Origin of the sequence: Aeromonas sp. SER (assembly GCF_038739615.1) — a bacterium.
GTDB classification, from domain to species: Bacteria; Pseudomonadota; Gammaproteobacteria; order Enterobacterales; family Aeromonadaceae; genus Aeromonas; species Aeromonas jandaei.
On the sequence record NZ_JBCGFC010000008.1, the window covers coordinates 201,471 to 225,183 of the forward strand.

General features: G+C 58.7%; 19 protein-coding genes, 6 tRNA genes, 2 rRNA genes and 1 pseudogene. 16 read left to right on the plus strand and 12 right to left on the minus strand.

Annotated elements, in window-relative coordinates; all coding sequences use genetic code 11:
• Positions 1–54: 54 nt before the first annotated feature.
• Positions 55–1,227: a cystathionine gamma-synthase gene (metB, locus tag AAHA41_RS13950; RefSeq protein WP_323070165.1), complete on the plus strand. Its 1,173-nt coding sequence runs from the start codon at positions 55–57 to the stop codon at positions 1,225–1,227.
• Positions 1,227–3,683 carry a bifunctional aspartate kinase/homoserine dehydrogenase II gene (locus AAHA41_RS13955; protein ID WP_323070166.1) on the plus strand — a complete coding sequence of 819 codons (2,457 nt, stop codon included), beginning with the start codon at positions 1,227–1,229 and terminating at the stop codon, positions 3,681–3,683. The genes metB and AAHA41_RS13955 overlap by 1 nt, the downstream gene beginning before the upstream one ends.
• A 70-nt stretch (positions 3,684–3,753) precedes the next feature.
• On the opposite strand, the gene AAHA41_RS13960 is transcribed toward AAHA41_RS13955, so the two are convergent.
• On the minus strand, positions 3,754–5,019 hold the full coding sequence (locus tag AAHA41_RS13960) for an inorganic phosphate transporter (RefSeq protein ID WP_041209023.1): 1,266 nt from the start codon (positions 5,017–5,019) through the stop codon (positions 3,754–3,756).
• Positions 5,020–5,044: 25 nt separating this feature from the next.
• Positions 5,045–5,725 carry a TIGR00153 family protein gene (locus tag AAHA41_RS13965; RefSeq protein ID WP_033113984.1) on the minus strand — a complete coding sequence of 227 codons (681 nt, stop codon included), beginning with the start codon at positions 5,723–5,725 and terminating at the stop codon, positions 5,045–5,047.
• 169 nt (positions 5,726–5,894) lie between these two features.
• On the opposite strand from AAHA41_RS13965, the gene AAHA41_RS13970 reads away from it, so the two are divergent.
• The gene (locus tag AAHA41_RS13970) at positions 5,895–6,863 is read left to right on the plus strand and encodes a CYTH domain-containing protein (RefSeq protein ID WP_323070168.1); all 969 of its coding nucleotides are present in this window, start codon (positions 5,895–5,897) and stop codon (positions 6,861–6,863) included.
• Between the two features lie 56 nt (positions 6,864–6,919).
• Here the strand turns inward: AAHA41_RS13970 and dapA are convergent, their stop codons facing one another.
• Entirely contained in the window at positions 6,920–7,792 is an 873-nt protein-coding gene (gene dapA, locus AAHA41_RS13975) for a 4-hydroxy-tetrahydrodipicolinate synthase (RefSeq protein WP_323070170.1), read from the minus strand.
• Positions 7,793–8,072: 280 nt separating this feature from the next.
• On the opposite strand from dapA, the gene rsmC reads away from it, so the two are divergent.
• The 8 genes from rsmC to AAHA41_RS14015 all read left to right on the plus strand — a co-directional run bounded on the left by rsmC (position 8,073) and on the right by AAHA41_RS14015 (position 12,944).
• On the plus strand, positions 8,073–9,101 hold the full coding sequence (gene rsmC, locus AAHA41_RS13980; protein ID WP_323070171.1) for a 16S rRNA (guanine(1207)-N(2))-methyltransferase RsmC: 1,029 nt from the start codon (positions 8,073–8,075) through the stop codon (positions 9,099–9,101).
• A gap of 151 nt (positions 9,102–9,252) precedes the next feature.
• Positions 9,253–10,470, plus strand: coding sequence for a glucose-1-phosphate adenylyltransferase (glgC, locus tag AAHA41_RS13985; RefSeq protein ID WP_033113980.1), 1,218 nt, complete (start codon positions 9,253–9,255; stop codon positions 10,468–10,470).
• A complete protein-coding gene (gene glgA, locus AAHA41_RS13990; RefSeq protein WP_043850045.1) occupies positions 10,460–11,920 on the plus strand; it encodes a glycogen synthase GlgA in 1,461 nt (486 codons plus the stop codon). Before glgC ends, glgA begins: the two co-directional genes overlap by 11 nt.
• A gap of 128 nt (positions 11,921–12,048) precedes the next feature.
• Positions 12,049–12,134 (plus strand) — tRNA-Leu (locus AAHA41_RS13995).
• Between the two features lie 54 nt (positions 12,135–12,188).
• A tRNA-Leu gene (locus AAHA41_RS14000) sits at positions 12,189–12,274 on the plus strand.
• A 45-nt stretch (positions 12,275–12,319) separates the two neighbouring features.
• A tRNA-Leu gene (locus AAHA41_RS14005) sits at positions 12,320–12,405 on the plus strand.
• A 71-nt stretch (positions 12,406–12,476) separates the two neighbouring features.
• A tRNA-Leu gene (locus AAHA41_RS14010) sits at positions 12,477–12,562 on the plus strand.
• Positions 12,563–12,671: 109 nt separating this feature from the next.
• Positions 12,672–12,944 carry a late competence development ComFB family protein gene (locus tag AAHA41_RS14015; protein WP_033113978.1) on the plus strand — a complete coding sequence of 91 codons (273 nt, stop codon included), beginning with the start codon at positions 12,672–12,674 and terminating at the stop codon, positions 12,942–12,944.
• 6 nt (positions 12,945–12,950) lie between these two features.
• Here the strand turns inward: AAHA41_RS14015 and AAHA41_RS14020 are convergent, their stop codons facing one another.
• Positions 12,951–13,157: a hypothetical protein gene (locus AAHA41_RS14020; protein WP_033114083.1), complete on the minus strand. Its 207-nt coding sequence runs from the start codon at positions 13,155–13,157 to the stop codon at positions 12,951–12,953.
• A 303-nt stretch (positions 13,158–13,460) separates the two neighbouring features.
• Here AAHA41_RS14020 and nhaC point away from each other — a divergent pair, with 303 nt between their 5' ends.
• A complete protein-coding gene (gene nhaC, locus AAHA41_RS14025) occupies positions 13,461–14,870 on the plus strand; it encodes a Na+/H+ antiporter NhaC (RefSeq protein WP_323070173.1) in 1,410 nt (469 codons plus the stop codon).
• A 114-nt stretch (positions 14,871–14,984) separates the two neighbouring features.
• Here the strand turns inward: nhaC and erpA are convergent, their stop codons facing one another.
• The 3 genes from erpA to clcA all read right to left on the minus strand — a co-directional run bounded on the left by erpA (position 14,985) and on the right by clcA (position 17,603).
• The gene (gene erpA, locus AAHA41_RS14030) at positions 14,985–15,335 is read right to left on the minus strand and encodes an iron-sulfur cluster insertion protein ErpA (protein WP_005340225.1); all 351 of its coding nucleotides are present in this window, start codon (positions 15,333–15,335) and stop codon (positions 14,985–14,987) included.
• An 87-nt stretch (positions 15,336–15,422) separates the two neighbouring features.
• On the minus strand, positions 15,423–16,118 hold the full coding sequence (locus AAHA41_RS14035) for a DUF6776 family protein (protein ID WP_042030308.1): 696 nt from the start codon (positions 16,116–16,118) through the stop codon (positions 15,423–15,425).
• Positions 16,119–16,211: 93 nt separating this feature from the next.
• Positions 16,212–17,603: a H(+)/Cl(-) exchange transporter ClcA gene (gene clcA, locus AAHA41_RS14040; protein WP_041210899.1), complete on the minus strand. Its 1,392-nt coding sequence runs from the start codon at positions 17,601–17,603 to the stop codon at positions 16,212–16,214.
• Between the two features lie 244 nt (positions 17,604–17,847).
• Between clcA and hemL the strand changes: the two genes are divergently transcribed.
• Together hemL and AAHA41_RS14050 are read left to right on the plus strand one after the other, a co-directional pair.
• On the plus strand, positions 17,848–19,134 hold the full coding sequence (hemL, locus tag AAHA41_RS14045) for a glutamate-1-semialdehyde 2,1-aminomutase (RefSeq protein ID WP_323070175.1): 1,287 nt from the start codon (positions 17,848–17,850) through the stop codon (positions 19,132–19,134).
• Between the two features lie 196 nt (positions 19,135–19,330).
• Positions 19,331–20,146: a hypothetical protein gene (locus AAHA41_RS14050; RefSeq protein WP_323070177.1), complete on the plus strand. Its 816-nt coding sequence runs from the start codon at positions 19,331–19,333 to the stop codon at positions 20,144–20,146.
• Here AAHA41_RS14050 and AAHA41_RS14055 read toward each other — a convergent pair.
• Complete coding sequence (locus tag AAHA41_RS14055) at positions 20,061–20,963, minus strand: sulfite exporter TauE/SafE family protein (protein WP_041210896.1); 903 nt, start codon at positions 20,961–20,963, stop codon at positions 20,061–20,063. The two genes, AAHA41_RS14050 and AAHA41_RS14055, sit on opposite strands and share 86 nt — an antisense overlap.
• A gap of 276 nt (positions 20,964–21,239) precedes the next feature.
• Positions 21,240–21,989 carry a DsbA family protein gene (locus AAHA41_RS14060; protein ID WP_185227835.1) on the minus strand — a complete coding sequence of 250 codons (750 nt, stop codon included), beginning with the start codon at positions 21,987–21,989 and terminating at the stop codon, positions 21,240–21,242.
• A gap of 197 nt (positions 21,990–22,186) precedes the next feature.
• Here AAHA41_RS14060 and AAHA41_RS14065 point away from each other — a divergent pair.
• Positions 22,187–22,274: transfer RNA gene (locus AAHA41_RS14065), tRNA-Ser, on the plus strand.
• A gap of 168 nt (positions 22,275–22,442) precedes the next feature.
• Positions 22,443–22,640, plus strand: a pseudogene (locus AAHA41_RS14070) (hypothetical protein); the annotation flags it as partial.
• 272 nt (positions 22,641–22,912) lie between these two features.
• Here AAHA41_RS14070 and AAHA41_RS14075 read toward each other — a convergent pair.
• The 3 genes from AAHA41_RS14075 to AAHA41_RS14085 all read right to left on the minus strand — a co-directional run.
• Positions 22,913–22,989: transfer RNA gene (locus AAHA41_RS14075), tRNA-Asp, on the minus strand.
• Between the two features lie 29 nt (positions 22,990–23,018).
• Positions 23,019–23,133, minus strand: a 5S ribosomal RNA gene (rrf, locus tag AAHA41_RS14080).
• 82 nt (positions 23,134–23,215) lie between these two features.
• Positions 23,216–23,713: ribosomal RNA gene (locus AAHA41_RS14085) — 23S ribosomal RNA — on the minus strand; the annotation flags it as partial.

Here is a 23,713-nt window from a genome sequence, read left to right on the forward strand (position 1 = left end):
AAAGCAGCGTGGCAGGAAGAGCGGCCACCGTCCAGAGAGATCAAGGAGAGAAACATGACCCACAAGGCCACCCTGGCGGTTCGCACCGGGATTGAGACAGACCAGCAACACGGTGCCGTGGTGCCGCCTATCTACCTCTCCAGCAACTACACCTTTGCCGACGTTGGCGAACCCCGTCAATACGATTATGCCCGTTCCGGCAACCCGACCCGTACCAATCTGGCGGACGCGCTGGCGGCACTGGAAGGGGGCGCAGGCGCCGTGGTCACCGGCACCGGCATGGGGGCTATCCATCTGGTCACCACCGCCCTGCTCAAGGCGGGGGATCTGCTGATCGCTCCCCACGACTGCTACGGTGGCACCTGGCGCCTGTTCGAGTATCTGGCGGCCAAGGGCCACTACCGGGTGCAGTTTGTCGATCAGGGGGATGAGGCCGCTCTGGCCGCCGCGCTGGCCCAGAAGCCTGCGCTGGTATGGGTCGAGACCCCCTCCAACCCGCTGCTGCGGGTGGTGGATATCAGCGCCATCGCCAGCGCCGCCCACGAGGTGGGTGCACAGGTAGTGGTGGACAACACCTTCCTCTCCCCCTTGTTGCAACAGCCGTTGGCCCTCGGTGCCGATGTGGTGGTGCACTCCACTACCAAGTACATCAACGGCCACTCCGACGTGGTGGGCGGAGTGGCGATTGCCAAGGAGGCCACACTGGCCGAGTCGCTGGTGTGGTGGGCCAACTGTCTGGGGCTCACCTCCGGGGCGTTCGACTCCTACCTCACCCTGCGCGGCCTGCGCACTCTGGCCCCCAGATTGCGCACCCATCAGGAGAACACCGATCGCATCCTCGCCTTCCTGCAACAACAGCCGCTGGTGAAACGCATCTATCATCCCAGCCTACCGAGCCATCCGGGCCACGATATTGCGCGCCGTCAACAGTCCGGCTTCGGCGCCATGCTAAGTTTTGAACTCGATTGCAGCGAGGCGGGCATTCGCGCCTTCCTCGCGGCCCTCACCCTCTTCTCGGTAGCCGAGTCCCTCGGCGGAGTGGAGAGTCTGGTGGCCCATCCGGCCAGCATGACTCACAGGGCCATGACCCCGGCGGCGCAGCAGGCAGCTGGCATCAGCGCCCAGCTGCTGCGGTTGTCGGTCGGTATTGAACACGGTGAAGATCTGGTGGCCGATCTGGCCCAGGCTTTTGCACAGGCGCAGCAGGCAGAACAGGTAGCGAAGTAATGGAACAGCAGCAACAAGGAGAGATCGCGGTGGCAACAGAAACAGGCTTGAAGCGACGTCACGTCCACAAATTCGGTGGCAGCAGTCTGGCGGATCCGGTCTGTTATCGCCGGGTCGCCAGCATCGTTGAACAACAGGTGGGTGGGGATGAACTGATCGTGGTCTCCGCCGCCGGCAAGACCACCAACCGGCTGATCCAGCTGGTGGAGCTGGCCGAAGCGGGGGATGAAGCCGCTGGTGAAGCCATCTCCGCCCTCCACGCCTATCAACAGGGACTGATCGACGGCCTGCTGGAAGGCGAGCTGCAGCTCGACCTGAGCAAGCAGCTGGCCGACGACATGCAGCTCATCGCCAAGACGCTTGAGGGGCAATTTGACCGCTTCGCCCGCAACGGCCTGCTCGCCTTTGGCGAAGTGTGGTCGGCGCGCCTGCTGGCTGCCCTGCTCACCAGCCGCGGCGACAAGGCCATCTGGCTCGATGCCCGCAGCTTCCTGCGTGCCGAGGATGGCGCTCTGGTCAAGGTGGATACTGCGCTCTCCAGCGAACTGCTCAAGGCGCGACTGGCGGAGCATGCCGGTCGCATCGTGGTGACCGGCTTTATCGCCGCCGACATGGAAGGCCGCTCCCTGCTGCTCGGCCGCAACGGTTCCGACTACAGCGCCAGCCTGTTGGCGCTGCTGGCAGACGGCGAATCCACCACCATCTGGAGCGACGTGGCCGGTGTCTACAGCGCCGACCCGCGTCGGGTGAAGGAGGCTCGCCTGCTGGAGCGCCTGAGCCTCGCCGAAGCCAACGAGCTGGCCCGCCTCGGCTCCTCGGTCCTGCACTCCCGTACCCTGCAACCGGTGGCCGACAGTCGTCAGCGCCTCACCCTGCGCTGCAGCTACAACCCGGACGAGGGCTGCACCCACATCCTGCGCCGCGCCCCCCGCTCCGGCGGAGCCCGCATCGTCTCCTCGGTGGATCAGATCGCCCTCATCGAGCTGAAGGTGCTGCCACAGACCAACTATGAGCAGACGGTAGCCACCATCGAGGCCCATCTGGCCCGTCACCGCCTCAATCCGCTTACCCTGCAGCGCCAGCCGGATCGCCGGGTATTGCGCCTCGCCTATACCCTCGAAGTGGCACAAGGGGCCTTCGAGCTGTTGCGGGACTTCCAGCTGCAAGGGAGCTTCACCGGCCTCATCCAGAAAGAGGGATACAGTCTGGTAGCGCTGGTAGGGGCTGGCGTCACCGACAATGCCGAGCAGTGCCACCGCTTCTACCAGCTGCTGGCGGATCAGCCGCTGGAGTTCGTCCAGGTAGCCAAAGATGGCCTGAGTCTGGTGGCCGTGCTACGTCAGGTGGTACTGGAACCCCTGCTCATCGCCATGCACAGCGCCCTGTTCAGCCGCCCGAATCGGGTCGGACTGGTGGTGTTCGGCAAGGGCAATATCGGCGGCCACTGGCTGAGCCTCTATGCCCGCGAAAAGGCACGGCTCGAACATGAACTCAATCTGGCGCTCACCCTCTACGGCGTATTCAGCTCGGAAGGGGGCCTGCTCGATGAAGAGGGACTGGATCCGCTCAAGGTGCAGGACAACTTTGCCCCCAAAGCACTGATCTGGCCCGAACTGCTGGCCCAGCTGGAACAACACAGCTTCGACACCCTGATCGCCATCGATTTGACCGCCAGCGAAACGGTGAGCCGCTACTACCCCGACTTCGCCCAGCTCGGCATTCACATCATCGCCGCCAACAAGTTTGCCGGCGCCGCCGACAGCGAGTTCTACCAGCGCATCAAACAGACCTGCCGCGACCATCAGGTGCAGTGGCGCTACAACGCCACCGTGGGCGCCGGACTGCCAATTCAGTCCAGCATCCAGATGCTGCGCCAGAGCGGCGACCGTATTCAGGGAGTCTCCGGCATCTTCTCCGGCACCCTCTCCTGGCTGTTCCAGCAGTATGACAGCACCCGCCCCTTCTCCGAGCTGGTGGACGAGGCGTGGCAGCACGGTCTGACCGAACCGGACCCCCGCGAAGATCTCTCCGGTCAGGATGTACGCCGCAAGCTGCTTATTCTGGCGCGGGAGGCGGGCTTCGAGCTCGACTCCGCCGATATCGAGCTGGAGAATCTGGTGCCCGTCCCGCTGCGCAAGGTGAGCACAGATCAGTTCATGGACCGGCTGAAAGAGCTGGATGGCCCGATCCAGACAGCCTTCGAGGGAGCCAAACGGCTTGGCAAGGTGCTGCGCTACGTGGCTCGTTTTGAACATGACGGCAAGGCGCGAGTCGGGCTGGAGGCGCTGGAGCCTCACCACCCGTTTGCCAACCTGTTGCCGTGCGACAACATCTTCGCCATCGAGAGCGACAGCTACCGCACCAACCCTCTGGTGATTCAGGGGCCGGGAGCAGGTCGGGAAGTGACGGCCGCAGCCATCCAGTACGACCTCTGGCAAATCTGCGCGTCGCTCTAAGCGCAGGAAATAGCGGCAATAAAAAAGCCCGAGTCGATGACTCGGGCTTTTTGTTGCTGAGGGCAGCTTCTTAGGAGAAGCAGGCCTGCAGCACGTAGAAGATACCGATGGCCAGAATGGCACCTGCCGGCAGGGTGATGACCCAGGAGACCACGATGTTGCGCAGCACACCCAGGTTCAGCGCCGCGATACCGCGCGCCAGACCCACGCCCATGACCGCCCCCACCAGAGTCTGGGTGGTGGAGATGGGCAGACCGGTACCGGAGGCGATTACCACGGTCGCGGCAGTGGCCAGCTGGGCGGCGAAGCCACGGCTCGGGGTCAGGTGAGTGATACCGGTGCCAACAGTCGCCATCACCTTCTCGCCCATGGTGGCCAGACCGATCACGATACCGATACCGCCGAGCGGCAGGATCCACCAGGCAATAGCGGCCTGACCGGAAATCTCGCCACCGGAAGCCACGATAGAGGCCACCGCAGAGAGCGGGCCGATGGCATTGGCCACATCGTTGGAGCCGTGGGCAAACGCCATGGCACAGGCGGTAATGACCATCAGGATGCCGAACACCTTCTCCACGTTGGCGAAGTGCATCTTGCTGTCATCCTGCGGGTTGTACTTCTGTCCGCGAATATAGATCCAGCCAGCAAACGCTACGGCGATGGAGATGGCCACGGAGAGCATGACGCCTTCGCCATCGGTCAGGTGCAGACCAACGTGAGTCAGACCCTTCTTGATGGTCACCAGGCAGATGACCAGCGAGGTCAGGAACATGTAGAAGGGGACGTAGCGCTTGGCGTTGTTCAGGGGATCATCGGTGTTGAAGATGAGCTTCTGCACGCTGATGAACATGAAGTAGGCGATGACACCGGAGATGGCGGGGGTGATGACCCAGGAGCCGACGATGCCGCCAAACTTGTTCCACTGCACCGCTTCCGGGCCAATACTCACCACGGCGAAACCGACGATGGCGCCGATGATGGAGTGAGTGGTGGAGACAGGCCAGCCGAAGTAGGAGGCGAGGATCAACCAGGCACCGGCAGCCAGCAGGGAGGCGATCATGCCGAGCACCAGCAGATCCGGGCTATCGACAAAGGCATTGCTGTCGATGATACCGCTACGGATGGTGGCGGTTACTTCACCACCGGCCAGATAGGCACCGGCAAATTCGAAGATCATGGCGATGATAATCGCCTGACGAATGGTCAGGGATTTGGTACCAACCGATGTGCCCATGGCGTTGGCTACGTCATTCGCGCCAATGCCCCAGGCCATCAAAAAGCCGAACAAGGCCGCCACGAGCACCAGAGTGGTGCCGTAATTCGCAATAATGTCCATTGATAGTGTTTACCCAGTCAGTCGATTACGAACGAGCCAGCATCAGCTCAAGACGGGCGCCTACGCGCTCGGCCTGATCAGCCAGGTCACCTACCCATTCGAGGATCTTGTAGAGGAACATCACGTCGATCGGGTTGTAGTTCTGCTCAACCGCTTGCAGCTGTTGGCGCAGACCGATCTGCATGGTGTCTGTATCGTCCTCGATCAGATCCAGCTGGTGGATCATCTCGGCAACCATTTCCACTTCCCGTCCTTTGAAGCCGGTCTCGAGCAGCTCGTCGAGCTCCCCGATCGCTTTCTCGGCCTGAGCGGTCGCATCAATACAACGTTTGAGGTAAGCCATGAAGCCTTCCCGCATTTCGGAAGGGAACTCCATGCGACGTCCAAGCATGCGGCCGGAGATATCCTTGGCACGGTTGGCAATCTTGTCTTGCTGGGTCAACAGCTCCAGCAGGTCGGTGCGTGCAACCGGCAGGAACAGACCGCGGGGCAGTTTCAGACGAATTTCACGCTTGAGGATATCCGCCTCTTTTTCCAGCTGGGAGATCTGCTGCCGGATCTTCTCGGCATCTTCCCAACGGTCTTCGGCAACGGCATCAAAGAAGGGAACCAGCTGCTGGGAGCACTGGTGAACCTTGACGATATGCTTCTGCAGCGGCTTGATGGGGGACTTGGCAAAAAGCCCCAAAATAGTATTTACTGGCATGGCCAAACCTGTGTCGGTGAAAAAACACTCGATACGATTTTATGAGGCGCGCATGTTAACCGAACTGCGCCCTCAATTAAACCGCGAATTAATCTAGTCGTTTCGCGGGCATTATATCCCCGCGACCCGATTCCTGCCCCCCAAAGTTGCCTGCCAGCCCGGAATGAGTATGCAAACTGAGATCGAGATAAAGTTTTTTGTCGCCCGCGACATTGCGGCAGATTTATCCAACCTGTTGAATTCTTTTGAGATTAAAGAATCATCACAACAGCAGCTTGGCAACGTCTATTTTGACACGCCGACCCTCGACCTGCGTCGCCTGGACATGGGGTTGCGCATTCGCCGCTGCGACGCCTACGCCGAACAGACCATCAAATGCCGCGGCCAGGCGGTGGGTGGCCTGCATGCCAGACCCGAATACAATGCGCCGATTGGTGGCGATCTGCCGACATTGAACGCCTTTCCCGCAGAAATCTGGCCCGATGTGACAGAACGTGACCACATCCAGCAGCAGCTGGTCGCACAATTCAGTACCGACTTCCTGCGCCGCCACTGGCTCATCGCGTTCGAGGGTGCCGAGATTGAACTGGCCTGGGATCAGGGGGAGATAGTCGGCAGTCAGGGGCACACGGCGATCAATGAGCTGGAACTGGAGCTCAAATCGGGCGATACCACAGCGCTGTTTGCACTGGCGCAGCGCCTCGCCCGGCTGGGTGGCGTGCGTCTGGGGGCGCAATCCAAGGCGCAGCGCGGTTATCGGCTGGCCGGGCTCGGCAAGCCACTGGCCCTGCAATCTCTGGCCACCAGCGAAGCCATGGATGTGGCAACCGCCATCGCCGCCGGCCTGAGTCACTGGCAGCATCACGAGCAGCTCTGGCTGGAAAATCCGCAGAATGAAACCATTCGACAGCAAGCATTCGCCGCCCTGTGTGAAGGGATTGCGCTGATTGAACGTCGGGCGGCCGAGCTGACGCAGCCGACCCCTTGGGGTTCAGAGCTGGCAAGCCTGCTGGCACATCTGCAAGCCGCGCCGACCTCTGATCGGCAGTGGCCCGCCGAGCTGGCTGACCTCTTCCTCTCAGCGGATTATGTCGCACTGCAGCTGGCTATCGCCGACTGGCTGCACAGCACACGCTGAGCGGCCCATCTGATACAGAAAACAAAACGGGTGAGCCTTGGCTCACCCGTTTTGCATTACAGCAGGTTGAGCTGCTGCATGGCGCTGCGAATGCGCTCGCGAGTCGCTTCCGACAGTGGCATCACCGGCAGGCGGCACTCTTCACTACAGAAACCGAGCAGGGAAGCGGCATATTTGGCACCAGCCGGGCTCGGCTCGGCAAACATCGCCTGATGGAGCGGAATCAGCTTGTCTTGCAGTTCACGCGCTTCTTGCCACTTGCCGGCCAGCGCCAGATTTTGCACCTCGGCCACCAGCTTGGGGGCCACGTTGGCGGTCACCGAGATACAGCCCTGACCACCGCCGATGTTGTAGGCAACAGCGGTGGCATCCTCACCGGAGAGCCAGGCAAAGGGCTTTTTGATCAGCTGGCGTTCGGTCCAGGGGCGCGCCAGATCGCCAGTCGCGTCTTTCACCCCGGCAATCCGTGGCAGCTCGGCCAGACGGGCCAGAGTGGCGGGCTGCACGTCAACGATGGCGCGCGGCGGAATGTTATAGACGATGATGGGTTTGGTGGTTGCGTCGTGCACTGCCTTGAAGTGGTGGTAGAGCCCCTCCTGATTGGGGCGGTTGTAGTAACCGGCCACATGCAGGGTGGCATCTGCACCGACCCGCTCGGCATACTGGGTATATTCGATCGCCTCGACCGGATTGTTGGAGCCGGCTCCGGCAATTACCGGAATGCGACCAGCGACCTGTTTGACCACCAGCTCCACCACCCGGCAGTGCTCGTCGTGGGTCAGGGTCGGGCTCTCACCCGTGGTACCGACCGGCACAATGCCGTGAGTACCCTGCTCGATCTGCCACTCCACCAGACGCAGCAGCGCCTCTTCATCCAGCTTTCCCTGTCGAAACGGGGTAATCAACGCAACGATTGAACCTTGAAACATGGGATCTCCTTCTCCGGTTTGACGCTCATATGGCAATAAAAAACCCCGGTTCGATGTGCGCAACCGGGGTTTGAATCTTCTCAGGGATGAGAGGTTACGCGCGAACGTCAGCAGGCCCGAATTTCAGGCTTTTTTTATGCTTTCGTTTCAACCCGTTGAACCGCATTGACTCATCTCTGCTCAAAAAATGGTGTCTGGGCATATTTCGGGAACACGGCATAAATGTCAAGGCGAAAGGGGCTATGTATAATGGCCGCCCAAAATTGCGTGGAGAGACCCGATGAGCAGCCCAATCAGTGCCGTCAGCCAGATGCTGGAACGAAACCAAGCCCTCTTTGTCGGCAAGCGGCTACTTGTCTGTGGCGCACTGGAGGATGACTACCCCCGCCAGCTGGCCACTCTGGCCCAGACCCTGACCGTCTTTACCACCGATTACTGCTACTACCGCAGCCAGCAGGCGGCCCTCGGCAAGGCTATCCTGTTCGACCACCAGCTGGGCGGAGCTCCCCGCTTCGATGCTCTGTTACTGCTGATGCCCAAGGCCAAGGCCGAGGCGCAATATCTACTGGCCATGATGACCCCCCTGCTGGAGGCGGGCGCCGACCTGTTCCTCGCCGGCGAAAACCGTGGCGGCATCAATGGCGCTGACAAGCTGCTGGCCCCTTATGGCGACAAACCGATCAAGCGTGATTCGGCGCGCCGCTGCTCTCTCTATCATGGCGAGCTCTGCAAACCGGTCGCCCCGTTCGATCTGGATAGCTGGTTTGGCCGCTATCAGTGCAAAGCGGGTGATACCGAGCTGACCGTGCTGGCGCTGCCCGGCGTTTTCAGCGCCGCCGAGCTGGACCTCGGCACCCAGATGTTGCTGGCCACCGTGCCGGCCATGAAGGGTTCACTGCTCGATTTCGGTTGCGGTGCCGGGGTGATTGGCTCCGTGCTGGCCAAACGCAATCCCGGACTCAAGGTCACCATGGTAGACATCAATGCGCTGGCGCTGGAGTCAAGCCGCCGCACCCTGGCCATCAACGGTTTGCAAGGGGAGGTTCATGCCTCTGACGTCTACTCCGACATTACGGGAAGCTTCGATCAGATTGTCTCCAATCCCCCTTTCCATGCCGGGCTCAAGACCTTCTACGCGGCGACCGAAACCTTCCTCGCCAGGGCGCCTGAATTTTTGCGTCCTCATGGCAGCCTGACCATAGTTGCCAACGCATTCCTGCGCTATCAGCCTATACTGGAAGCACACTTCAAACGGACGGAAGTGAGCAACAGCGACGCCAAATTCAAGGTCTATCTGAGCAAAGTGTAAATAAGTGTAAGCAGTACAATAAAACCGCTAGAGAGCGCCATCCGGAATCTGATAAGGTACTAGAAGCACAGCAAAAACACCCCTTTAGGGGTGTTTTTATGCCGAAGGTTGAAAACCTTTTCATACATGTTTATTCAGGGAGAGAAATACGATGGCTGGCATTTTGACCATGATCCTGGCCGGAGGTGAAGGTACTCGCCTGCAGCCTTTGACAACCACCCGCAGCAAGCCGTCGGTCCCCTTTGGTGGCAGCTACCGGCTAATCGACTTTGTCCTCAACAATTTCGTCAACGCAGACTTTCTGCGCATCTACGTCCTCACCCAGTTCAAATCCCAGTCCCTCTATCTGCACATGAAGAAGGGCTGGAATATCGTCGGCATCACTGACCGCTTTATCGATCCCATTCCGGCCCAGATGCGGATGGGCAAGCGCTGGTATGACGGCACCGCCGACGCCATTTACCAGAACCTCGGCTTTATCGAGCGGGCCGAACCGGATCATGTCTGCATCTTCGGCTCCGACCACATCTACAAGATGGATGTGAGCCAGATGGTGAGCTTCCACAAGCAGAAGAATGCCGCCATGACAGTGGCTGCCCTGCGCATGCCGATTGCAGAAGCCAGCTCGTTCGGGGTGATCGAGGTGGATGCCGAAGGGCGGATGATCGGCTTTCAGGAGAAACCGAAACAGCCGAAACACATTCCCGGCGATCCCACCCAGGCACTGGTCTCCATGGGCAACTACATCTTCGAGACCGAAGCGCTCTGCCGCGAGCTGAAACGGGATGCCGCAGAGGAGAACTCCAGCCATGACTTTGGCAAGGATGTGATCCCCAGCCTCTACCCAAGGGCGCCGGTCTATGTCTACGACTACAGTACCAACGTGATCCCGGGCGAAAAACCCAACGTCTACTGGCGCGATGTGGGCACTCTGGACTCCTACTGGCAGGCACACATGGATTTGGTGGCCGACAACCCTCTCTTCTCTCTCTACAACCGCAAGTGGCCGCTGCACACCCACTATCCGGCCCTGCCGCCAGCCACCTTCATCGACAGTGACGAGTGCAAGGTGAAGATCGCCAACTCGCTCATCTCCGCCGGTTGCTTCATTCAGGGCAGCCAGATCCAGCGCTCCATCCTCGGTTTTCGCTGCAACATCGGCGCCTGCAGCCACATCAGTGAGTCCGTCCTGCTGGGGGATGTAAAGATTGGCGAAGGGTGCTCCATCCGGCGCGCCATCATTGATAAAAACGTTGAAATTGCGCCAGGCACCGTTATCGGTGAAAATCTCGACCACGATAGAGAACGATTTACCGTATCCGAAGGCGGTATCGTGGTGGTACCTAAGGGAGCAAGAGTTGGCTATTAACCCACTGAAAATCCTGTTTGTTGCCTCGGAGGTCGAGGGGCTGGTCAAGACTGGTGGCCTGGCGGATGTCGCCAGAGCGCTGCCAATGTATCTGGCCCAGAAGGGGCATGATGTCAGGATCATGCTCCCCTTCTACAAGACGATAAAACACCGGGATGAGGCAAAACTGGTGGCATCGCGCTGGCTGCCCACCCACCCGGGTCTGCCGGATATCGGTTATCGCATTTACCAGATGGAGCTGGATGGTGTTTGCATCTATCTCATCGACTGCCCGCAATATTTCGACCGTCCCCAGCTTTATGCAGAAAATAATCAGGCTTATCCGGACAACGGCGAGCGCTTTGCCTTCTTCTCGGCAGCTGCCCTCCATGCCTGCGAGCAACTTGGTTTCGCCCCGGACATCGCCCACTGCAACGACTGGCACACCGGCTTGTTGCCACTGCTGTTGAAAACCCGCCATGCCCACAACCCCTTCTTCCAGCAGACTCGCAGCGTGATCAGTATTCACAACGCGGCGTTTCAGGGGGTATTCGGGCGGGAGCAGTTCTGGGCCATGCCCGAGATCGCCGACTACGAGCGCCGCATCAACTATGACTACGGCCACGTAAACCTGCTCAAGTGCGGGGTTCTGTATGCTGATAAGATCAATGCGGTCAGCCCCAACTATGCCCAGGAGCTGCTGACTCACCTTGGTGCCCACGGCATGGCACACATCTTCCAGCAACGGGCTGCCGACCTTTGCGGCATCCTCAATGGCTGCGACTACAAGGATTGGGATCCCGAGTTCGACGAACTCCTGCCCGCGACCTATAGCGTCGACAATCTGACCGGCAAACAGGTGTGCAAAGAGAGTCTGCAACAAGAGGTTGGTCTGCCAGTCGCAAACCTGCCTATCTATGGCATGGTATGCCGCCTGACCGAACAGAAGGGTGTCCCCCTGCTGATCCCGGCGCTGGAGAAATTTCTCCACCATCAGGTACAAGTGGTGATCGTCGGCTCTGGCGATCCTGCGCTCGCCACGCAACTGCAAACCATGGCCCGGGATTACCCGGACAAGCTCGCCTTCATCAATGCCTATGATGACCGACTGGCCCATCTGGTTGAAGCCGGAGCGGACTTCTTCCTGATGCCCTCTCTGTTCGAACCTTGCGGTCTCAACCAGATGTACAGCCTGGCCTATGGCACCCTGCCACTGGTGCGCGCCGTTGGTGGACTGAAAGATACCGTGGTCGACTGGGATGCCGATCCCGAGCATGCCACCGGCTTCTGCTTCAATGACCCGACCGCCGCCATTTTGCTCGATACCATGCGCCGCAGCCTGCTCTACTTCCTGCAAGACAAGGAGAAATTTGCCAAGGTGCAGCGCAACGCCATGAACACCCGCTTCAACTGGCCCGACTCGGTCACCCAGTACGAACAGATGTATCTGAGCGCATTGGGTCGTCACTGAGCTAGCTACTCGGGCAGATTGCTGAAGTTTTGTCCCTTTGGCATGTCTTTAAGCGTCAACAGCGAAAAAAGTCCCCTTTGGCTGTTGACGCCCCCCCAAAACTCTATAGAATCCCCGTCCGCAGTGATGCGAAGGTGGCGGAATTGGTAGACGCGCTAGCTTCAGGTGTTAGTGTCCCACGGATGTGAGGGTTCGAGTCCCTCTCTTCGCACCATACTGCAGATGCTTTTATCAGACAGCATATAAATCCAGACTGATAACCCGATGTGCGAAGGTGGCGGAATTGGTAGACGCGCTAGCTTCAGGTGTTAGTGCCCCCCGGGTGTGAGGGTTCGAGTCCCTCTCTTCGCACCATGCTTTTATCAGACAGCATGTAAATCCAGACTGATAACCCGATGTGCGAAGGTGGCGGAATTGGTAGACGCGCTAGCTTCAGGTGTTAGTGCCCCCCGGGTGTGAGGGTTCGAGTCCCTCTCTTCGCACCATGATTCTGACATGTAAAAACAGAGCGATGCGCTCCAACCGCATTTAAAAACCAGCTGGAAAAAATCAGTGTGCGAAGGTGGCGGAATTGGTAGACGCGCTAGCTTCAGGTGTTAGTGTCCCACGGATGTGAGGGTTCGAGTCCCTCTCTTCGCACCATTCATTACGCAAAAGGCCCATCACGAAAGTGACGGGCCTTTTGTTTTTACTCCTTGTTATGGCTATGCTTTTGACGACTCACCGCCCATCGTCATGCCAAGGAACGCATATGATACTGGATACCGACATTCACAACTTCTACGAGCATCTGGTGCTCAAGGAGATTGAAAAGCAGGGTCTGCAGCAAAAACTCAGCAGCGACCAGATGGCCGATCTCTGCTGCCTCACTCTCAACCAGCTCCCCTCCCACTATATTCGCCACGATGTCGACATGATCTACTTCCTGACCGATGCCAAACGGAGCGAGATGGAGAAAAACGTCGTTGAATCGCTCAAGCAGGCCCAACAGAAGATCAAGCAGGCCCCCGTCAAACACGCATAACGCCTACTAGCCGGTATGCTGCCAGAGCAGGGCCACCACGCCGGTCAGCCCTGCCACTGGCAACAGGATCAGTGCCGGTTTCAATCTGGGTTCAAGCATCATCCAGGCAGCCAGCAGAAATCCCAGACTCCAGATGCCGTACTCTTTGTCATGGCCCCATCCGAGCACAACCAGTCCAGCTAGCAGCATCACTCCCCGCACCACCCAGTTCATGTTTTGCCTCCCCCAACAGAGATAATGATAATAATTATCATATTCATAAATGAGAGATGCAACCCTCCTCCAGCGCAAGACTCAAAATAGGCTTTTATGCCAATAAAGCGCTCAAAAACGGGTTACGAGATCAACAATTCTGTGATTTTTTCAATCAAAAGTGCAATTTTGCCAATTTGGTTAGGCTTTAACCCTCCCACTTTGTGGTAGATTGCGGCCTCTTTTTGGGTTGGCCCCTCGGGATATGCGTATCCACAGGATGAGAGGAGCCAACCTTGGCGAGCAAGAGTTTAGGAAGTATCTATGCAAAACCAACACAACCACATCCGATTGCCGAGCATGTCGCAGGTGTTTGCCTGTCTGGCCATTTTTCTGGCTCTGGCATTCTCGTTCACCAGCGTGCTCGATCTGCCTATCCAGCTGGCACTGTTCATCGCCTGGTTCGTCATCATGGGGCTTGGCATCAAGCTCGGTCATGACTACAAATCCCTGGAGCAAGCCGCCGTTGATGGGGTATCCAAGGGAATGGGGGCCATCCTGATCCTGGTTTCCGTCGGCGCACTGGTCGGCACCTGGATCGCAGGCGGTATCGTGCCCAGCATCATCTACTTCGGCCTCAAGGTGATTCACCCTTCCATCTTCCTGCTGGCGACCCTGATCATCTGCTCGCTGACCTCGCTGGCCACCGGCACCTCCTGGGGGTCGGCCGCCACCGCTGGTATCGCCATGATGGGGATTGGCCATAGCCTCGGCGTACCTGCGCCTCTGGTTGCCGGTGCCGTGCTCTCCGGCGTCTATTTCGGTGACAAGCTCTCCCCGCTCTCCGACTCCGTGGTGCTGGCATCCACCATGTCCAACGTCGACGTGGTGGAGCATATAAAGGGGATGCTGCCCATCAGCCTGCTCTCCTACATCATTACCGCTGTGCTGTTCACCGTGGTCGGCATGCAGTATTCGGGCAACGTCAGCCTGGAGCAGGTCAATCTGGTAATGGAGGCCCTCGACAAGCAGTTCAACATCACTCCGCTGGCCATAGTGCCGGTAGTGCTGGTGCTTGGCCTGCTGGCCAACCGCAAGCCCGCCTTCCCGGTGATCAGCTTCGGCGCCCTGCTGGGCCTGATCTGGGCCATCCTGTTCCAGGACATGGATCCGGTGAAAGCGATGCACTCTGCCTACAGCCCCTTTGCCATCACCTCCGGCATCGACTTCATCGACAATATCCTCGGTCGTGGCGGTATGGAGTCCATGCTGGGCTCGGTCGCTGTCATCATCTTCGGTCTGGGCTTTGGCGGCCTGCTGGAGAAAGTAGGTATCCTCTCCGTCATCGCCAGCGCCTTCGAGAAGCGCATCAACAGTGCCGGCAGCCTGACAACCCACACCATTGGCACCGCCTTCCTGGCCAACGTGTTCGGCTCCGCCATGTATGTATCGCTGATCCTGACCCCCAAGATCATGGCCAAGAACTACGATCGGCTGGGACTGGCACGCAAGAACCTCTCTCGCAACGCCGAGTTTGGCGGCACCCTTACCTGCGGCATGGTGCCCTGGAGCGACAACGGCATCTTTATGGCCGGGGTACTGGGAGTGGCCACCCTCGACTACCTCCCCTACATGTGGCTGAGCTTCACCTGCATCATTGTGACCATCACCCTCGCCTACATGGGCAAGGCGGTGAGCAGGGTTCCACTGGTAGCGGCAGCAAGCTCCCGCTAACTGTACCAATCAAAAAGGCGCCTCATCGGCGCCTTTTTATTTCCACTCAACCATCTGCACAAGGAAAAACGGCCCTCGTTGCCGAGAGCCGTTGCGTCTGATCGTCGGGAGCGATCAGATGGAGAAGCTGGACCCACAACCACAGGTAGTGGTTGCATTGGGGTTGGTCACGGTAAAGCGTGAACCTTCCAGCCCCTCGGTGTAATCCACACTGCCGCCAACCAGATACTGGAGACTCATCGGATCGATCACCATGGTGACGCCATTCTTCTCGACCACGGTATCGCCGTCGTTGATCTTCTCATCAAAGGTAAAGCCATACTGGAAACCAGAGCAGCCCCCACCCGTGATATAGACCCGCAGCTTGAGCTCCGGATTCTCTTCTTCGGTGATCAGGTTCTTCACCTTGTTGGCCGCCGCATCCGTCATCTGGATGGGCAGCGGGGCTTCTGCTACTGCACTCATTACTGACCTCACAACCATTAGATCCACAAACATGGAAACCGCGAAATTATCCAATACCCGACCATTCAGTTCAAGTATTCACCACGTTTAACCTGCAGCGGGCACCGGAGCAGGCGGTGCGGCGACTAGCGGCTTAAGCGCATCGGCCCACTCAACCAGCAGCTCCTGCGCCGGTTGCCGGCCATCCTTGTTGATGGTGACCCGGATCCGATCCGGCACAAACCCTTCCGGCAGTTGCCAGTTTCCCTCCAGCAACTGGAAATAGCGCAGGGAGTAGCGCCACTCGCTCACCTTCATGCCCAGATCTCGCCCGGACAGCACTTTTGGCTTGTCGCCAAGGCTCCCCTCAACCCGGATCTGCACCTGACCGCGAAACAGCTCGCGCTTCTTGGCGGGCTGGGTCAAAGCCAGTCGATAGTGGTAGCGACCCGGAATGCTGCTCTCCTGCAGGGTCAGGTTGTCGATTACCACCCCAACCTGCTCGCCAGTCGGGCGCATGATCCGCTCGAAAAAGGCCAACTGGCGCTTGAGCTCCTGTACCTGCGCCTCCTGACTCTTCAGGGTGGTCTGCAGCTGCTCGAAGGCGGCTCGCTGGGTGGCGAGCTGGGTATCCTTGAGACCGAGATCCGTCTTGAGCTGGCTGATGGCATTGCTCTGGCGATCCAGAGTCTCCTGCTGAACCCCCAGCAAGCTGCTTTGCGCCAGATCCTGATGGTTGCCGGCAAAATAACCGGCCAGACCACCTACTGCAAACACCACCAATAACTTCAATAGGTTGGACATAGCCCTCTTTCCCGTTATTTGCCTCACAGCGGCAACTGCGACCTCCTTTCACTATACCGCCCTAACCGAAGTCACAGTCGGTGATGGTGAAAATTAACTGGTGGCCACACTGCCATCACCCCGCTTTTGACGCGCGGCAAGCCGTAAAGTTCGCTCAAGGATCTGGGAATAGATAGGACGACCGCCCAGCGCTTGCGCCACAAGAGTGGCTCCCATGGTGGTGATCATCATCGGCAGGATCAGCTGGTAGTTGTCGGTCATCTCGGTGACCAGCACGATACCCGTGATGGGCGCTCGCACCGTCGCGGCAAACAGCGCCCCCATGCCGGCAATGGCAAAGGCACCGGGCTCGATACCAAGCTCCGGAAAAGCCGCGTGGAACAGATGACCAAATACCACGCCAAACAGGGTGCCGAGGGCCAGGGTCGGCGCAAACACCCCGCCGGGCGCGCCGGAGCAGAAGCAGATCAGGGTTGCCACCAGACGGATGGAGAAGATAAGGAACAGGGTCGCCATCGCATACTCGCCCCCCATCAGATGAGGAATGAGCTCAGTACCGCCGCCCGTTACCGAGGGGGCAAATAGAGACAGCACGCCGAAAGTACCGGCAACCAGCATACCGATGGCGACGAAACGGTGGCGCTTGTTCTGGTGCAGCGCCAGATAGCCATCCTGACAGGCCAGCACCAGCTTGTTGAAGACAAAGCCCAATACGCCGAAGGTGGCCCCCATAAAGAGGAACAGCCAGAGCGCCTTGAGGGCTGGCGCATCGTAATGAGGCAAGGTGATCACCGCCCCCTGCCCCTTCATGTTTTGCAGCATCAGGGTCGCCATGATGGCGGAGATGCCCACCGCCTTGATGGCCAGGAAGGAGTAGCGAAACTGCGGCCGCATCTCCTCCATGACGAACAGGATCCCCGCCAGCGGTGCATTGAAGGCCGCAGCCAGCCCGCCCGCCGCACCGGCTGCCAGCAAGGCGTGGCCATGCTCCTTGGGCAACCGGAAGATATCCGCCACCATCTTGCCGAGGTTGCCACCTATCTGCACCGAAGGTCCTTCCCGTCCCAGCACCATGCCGGAGCTCAGGGTACACACACCGCCGAAGAATTTGACCGGCAACACCCGCCACCAACGCACCGGACGCAGGTCCTCCATCGCCCCCTCTATTTCGGGAATGCCGGAGCCACCGGCCTCGGGGGCAAAAGTATGGGTCAGGAAGTAGCCGATACACCCCAGCATGGCGCTGAAGCCAAAGCCAAGCAGGCCGAGCTGCCACCATGGGCGATCAGCCAGCAGGGCGAGCCGCTGCTCTGCCAGCCAGTGCACGCCTGACTCGAACAGGCCGCAGACCAGTCCGGCCAGGGTGCCGACCAGTGCCGCCAGCAGCAGAACCAGCAAGGGCATCCTGTCTTGCCGAATGATTCGGGAAACCGGCCCGCGCGGCGAGGCGGACGGTTCGGAAGAGGAGAGAGCTTGTTGCGCCATCTTGTTACACCAACTTGGAAACACCATATCGTCAGCTAGCTGAGATCAGGATCACCCGGCGCATTGCTCGGCTGCCCAGGGCTGGGGCTTTCTGCTATAGTCGGCCCGTTAAATTTTTGTCACGGGAGCAGACCGAGAGTCCGGGTGGCGAGAGCGCAAAGCATACTCCTGATGCCCCTACCTGCCGAGTCTCGATCGACTGCTTTCTCCTGCGTGACGACCAAAATCCCATTAAGGATGATCCATGTCAAAATCAGATCAGCTGTTTGAACAGGCCCGCCAGACCATTCCGGGTGGCGTCAACTCACCGGTCCGCGCCTTCAATGGGGTCGGCGGTACACCCCGCTTCATCGATCACGCCGATGGCGCCTACCTCTATGACGTGGATGGCCAGGCCTATGTGGATTACATCGGTTCCTGGGGCCCCATGCTGCTGGGCCACAACCACCCGGCCATCAAGGCTGCCGTCATCAATGCGGTGGAAAAAGGGCTGAGCTACGGCGCGCCGACCGAGATCGAAGTGCTGATGGCCGAGAAAGTACGTCAGATCGTCCCCTCCATGGAGCAGGTGCGGATGGTCAACTCCGGCACCGAAGCGACCATGAGCGCCATCCGGCTGGCCCGTGGCTACACCGGCCGCGACAAGATCGTCAAATTCGAAGGCTGCTACCACGGCCACGCCGACTCCCTGCTGGTCAAGGCTGGCTCCGGCGCCCTGACCCTGGGTCAGCCCAACAGCCCGGGCGTGCCGGCCGATTTCGCCAAGCATACCCTGACCTGCGTCTTCAACGATCTGGACTCGGTGCGCGAAGCCTTTACCCAGTACGGCAGCGAGATCGCCTGTATCATCGTCGAGCCGGTCGCAGGCAACATGAACTGCATCCCGCCGGTACCCGGCTTCCTGGAGGGGCTGCGCGCCATCTGTGACGAGTTCGGCGCCCTGCTGATCCTGGACGAGGTGATGACAGGCTTCCGTGTCTCCCTGCGCGGTGCTCAGGGTCACTACAACATCGACCCGGATCTCACCACCCTCGGCAAGATCATCGGTGCCGGCATGCCGGTCGGCGCCTTCGGCGGCAAGAAGAAGGTGATGCAGCACATCGCCCCGACTGGCCCCGTCTATCAGGCTGGTACTCTCTCCGGCAACCCGGTGGCCATGGCTGCCGGCCTCACCATGCTGGATCTGCTGCTGGAGCCGGGCCTCTATGAGCAGCTGAGCGCCAAGACTGCCCGTGTTGCAGAAGGGCTGAAAGCCGCCGCTGCCAAACACGGCATCCCGCTCGCCATTAACTATGTGGGTGGCATGTTCGGCTTCTTCTTCACCGACGAGCCCGAAATTACCCGCTACGAGCAGGTCACTCGCTGCGATATGGAACGCTTCAAGCGCTTCTATCACCTGATGCTGGAAGAAGGCGTCTATCTGGCGCCGAGCGCCTACGAGGCGGGTTTCCTGTCGCTGGCACACGGCGACAAGGAGATTGAACACACTCTGGCTGCCGCCGAACGCAGCTTCGCCAAGCTGGCCGGCTAAATCGCCGCTGCGTGTCGCCAAAGGGCCCGTCACGGGCCCTTTTCCATATCTGCAATCTACGCCCGTTTCTGGTGCACCACGACCTCCTATCCCGCTTATTTGCCACCCTCTGGTGCAACCTCACCCGCTCAGCCTGTCATATATCGGGCCCACTATTTGCACATCCGCTACAGGAGCCCACGTCACCGAGGTCCATATGGCAGAGATGAGCCCCATCGATGTATTGCGACGTTATCAGGAGTATCAGGTCGAGCTGACGCCACTGATCCATGGTTTGCTCGGCGCACCTCTCGCAGCGCTCAAGGAGTATCCCTTTATCATCAGCATCGACCGCTATCAGGGGCCGACTTGCATCCTGTCGCCACGTCCGGGCATGCAGAACCGCTTGCACCTGATCGCTCGCGGAGAGGGACGAGAACTGACCCTCTGCCTCAACCAACTGATCGCCTGGCTGATGGGAGACAGAGAACGGCGCCGCGCCATGCCCTGGTTCAAGGCCATCTATGTGGTACTCAGCATGGCGCTGTTCCTCATCGTTGCGACGCTCATCTGGCACGGACTGGAACAGCTCTATCTGCTGCTATGCGGGGCGCAGCAGAACCGACTGGGGGCACTCAGCGCCATTATCTTTCTGACGCTGGCACTGGCGGTATTCGATCTGGGCAAAACCATTCTGGAGGAGGAGGTGCTGCTGCATAAGGATATCTTCCGCCACAGCGCCATTCGTCGCACCATCACCCGCTTTATCGCCGCCATCCTGATCGCGGTCTCTATCGAAGGGTTGTTGCTGCTATTCAAAGGGTCGCTCGGCCAGAGCGAGCTGCTCTGGCCTGCGATTGGGGTGATGGGGTGCGCGGTGGGATTGCTGCTGGCCCTCGGACTCTATGTCTTTCTCGGGGCCAGAGCGGAAGCGGCACTGGTGCAGGCTAACCAGCGATATCCGCAGCCAGCTGCGCGCTGGGGCGACGAGCAGCCCGCCAGGAGGCGTACATGGTCCAGGAGGTATAGATGACGATAAAGGCAACCAGCCACTTCAGCATCGCCATATCCATCGACTTGACCAGCATGGCTGCCAGCACCACACCAATGGGGCCAAAGATGGCAACCGCCAGCACCGCCTTGGCATCAAATGCCCCCTTGCGGATAAAGGTGCCTGCGGAGAAGACGCTAAGTACCGCGGTAGAGCCCATCATGATGGGGAACGCCGCCAGCGGGTTCATCCCGAGCAGATAGACCAGTGTCATGCAGGGAGCGAACAGACCGATCCCCACATTCATCAGGACACCGAAGATAAAGTTGCCGATCAGGGCGATCACCAGCTTGTAGCCACTGAGCCCCATGGCCTCGCCACCGACCGGGAAGAGGCCGAGCAGGCCGGCAAAAATCAGTCCGGCAACGACCAGCAGGGAGACGGCCATCACCAGCCGGATGGTCTGCCGATCAAACGAGGCGACATGACGCGCCCCCCAGGCAGCACCGGCTGCGGCAGCAATCATCATGCTGATCAGCGTCAGCGGCTCCACCGCTACTGCGCCGACAAAGATCAGCGACTGAGTCACGGTCGGCAACACACACTGGCCGTTGAGAGTCCCCGGCAACAGACGATCATCGATTAGCTTGAACTGCTTGTAGCAGGCTGTTTTGACCGCAAAGCTGCCAACCCCCAGCGTATCGAGAAAGTTGGCAACACCGCCGATCAGCGCCACCGGCCAGAAAGGTGTGGACTCAAAAGTCCCGTTGCATCGTTTTTGCCAGCACGCTTGTACCAGCATAAAGATGAATACCAAACCGCCAGCTATAAAAACAAGCCGCAAAATATCAACTAACATAGGGGTTTTCTCCTGCAAGGGACGCGATTCTAAGGCAGGCAGCAGAAAAAATCCTGACCTGAATTAAGCAACTCTCACAAGCGACTGCGGGACGCTTAAATAAATGCGAATGGAAGTCGAACGACTCTGCTAATACTTGTTACTGAGACCGAGAGGTCGAGTCCTGCGCACGTTGTTATGGTCCTTTCGCGACGACCACCTGTGACTCGGGACATAAAGAAAAGAGGGCCGGTAGCAATACCGACCCTCTTTTTATTCCGTCAGGATACAAGCACGTTACTGGATGCTTTTGCCAGCACGCACGTCCTTGATAAAGCTCTTCAGGCTTGCCAGGTCCCGTGGTGCACCGCGCAGGATCTGGTCACCGATGATAAAGGCGGGAGTACCGGAAATACCGAGCGCTTCAGCCAGAGCCCGGTTGGTGCCCAGATTCTGATCGATGCTGCCATCCTTGATCTTGGCCTCTACCTTGCTCCAATTAACACCGGCCTCTTCTGCCACCTTCTTGACCTGCGCTTCATCGGAGAGCGGGCCCTGATGGGCATAGAGCTTCTCATGGAAAGCCTGGTACTTGTCGGGCTGACCCAACTGAACGGCCAGTGCGGCACGCGCGGCGAAATAGGAGGTTTCGCTCAGGATCGGGAACTGCTTGTAGATGTAGCGAATATCCTTGTCCTCAGCCATCAGCTGCTCGACCAGCGGATGTGCCCGCTTGCAGTAACCGCAGTTGTAATCGAAGAACTCGACAATCGTCAGCGACCCCTTCGGATTGCCCATTTCGGGATCCTTGTTGCTATAAAGCTGTTGGGCATGGGCCTTGATCAGCGCCTTGTCGCTCTCGGCCTGCTGACTCTCCTGCTTGGCACGCAGGGCATTGGACATCTCGACCAGGATCTCGGGGTTCTTGACCAGATAGTCACGAACGATCTGCTCGACATCACTCTTGGTCAGCTCGCTCGCCTGCACCGGCGATGCCAGCAAGGTTACGCCCGCCAGAGCGCAAAACAGGGCATTTTTAATAGTCATAATGTTATCTTGCAGAGGATATGATGGAGGCCACTATAGTGGTGGACTCTCTTTTCAAGTCAAGCAATCAGGCCAAAAAAGCACTCATTCCAACCAGTTTGCCCATTTAATCGGTCATTTCGTGCAATTAACCAGCAATCGAACCAGCCGGGGATTTACAACCCTGATCAGCGTGGTAATATTCGCCGCACTGCTGCGGAGGGGTGGCAGAGCGGCTGAATGCACCGGTCTTGAAAACCGGCGATGGGCGACCATCCGTGGGTTCAAATCCCACCTCCTCCGCCATTTATTCCGAGCCTATGCAACGCAAGTTGCGTGGGCTTTTTGTTGTTATCCCTTCTCTATATCCCATCACTTTATCTTTCATGGCGCTTCATATGCCGCCTCACTGTAATTCACCACTTAAACACTCTGTTTTCTACCTCCACTGCTCTCTGAACTGAAGGAGAGAGGTTAAAACTCGGCAAGCTGATGATGGAAAAGATCATCCGCTACGCCTGCGAACAGGGCATTGACCAGCTCTCCGGCACAACCATGCCGAGCAATCGCGGCATGGTAACACTCGCCAAGCACCTCGGCTTTACCATTGACGTCCAGATGGAGGAGGGAGTGGTCAATATGGCTCTTCCCTGTGGGGCTGTAGCCCAGTGATGGGGATGGGTGGCTGCGAGCAATCCAGTACAAATGGTTGCGAATCATCCGAAAAATGACCGCAATTACACACCAAAAGGAGGGAATCGCGGGCCTGCCAGTGCCCCTCCCTCAGGCAAGAGTTACTGTTCAGTGGTTTCTGGATGTTGAAAATGCCAAAGCCCGGTCTGATAACCGGGCTTTGGTGTCTATTCTGGTGTGCAACGCTGTGGCCAATCGGCAAATCGCCCATAGCAAAAAGGCCTTCCCAATCGGGAAGGCCTTCTATTTAGTGGCGGAGCGGACGGGACTCGAACCCGCGACCCCCGGCGTGACAGGCCGGTATTCTAACCGACTGAACTACCGCTCCGCATTCGGCTAGCTTATTGCTAATTTGGTGCCTGGCAGTGTCCTACTCTCGCATGGCGAATGCCACACTACCATCGGCGCTACCGCGTTTCACTTCTGAGTTCGGCATGGGATCAGGTGGTTCCACGGCGCTATTGCCGCCAGGCAAATTCTTCAATCTGAGAAAGCTGATGTAAGTAGTTCGCTTGGTATTTGCTACAAGCCTTAGAACACTTCTTGGGTGTTGTATGGTTAAGCCTCACGGGTAATTAGTATGGGTTAGCTCAACACGTCACCGCGCTTACACACCCCACCTATCAACGTTGTGGTCTCCAACGGCCCTTTAGGACCCTCAAGGGGTCAGGGATGACTCATCTCAGGGCTCGCTTCCCGCTTAGATGCTTTCAGCGGTTATCGATTCCGAACTTAGCTACCGGGCAGTGCCACTGGCGTGACAACCCGAACACCAGAGGTTCGTTCACTCCGGTCCTCTCGTACTAGGAGCAACTCCCTTCAATCATCCAACGCCCACGGCAGATAGGGACCGAACTGTCTCACGACGTTCTGAACCCAGCTCGCGTACCACTTTAAATGGCGAACAGCCATACCCTTGGGACCGACTTCAGCCCCAGGATGTGATGAGCCGACATCGAGGTGCCAAACACCGCCGTCGATATGAACTCTTGGGCGGTATCAGCCTGTTATCCCCGGAGTACCTTTTATCCGTTGAGCGATGGCCCTTCCAT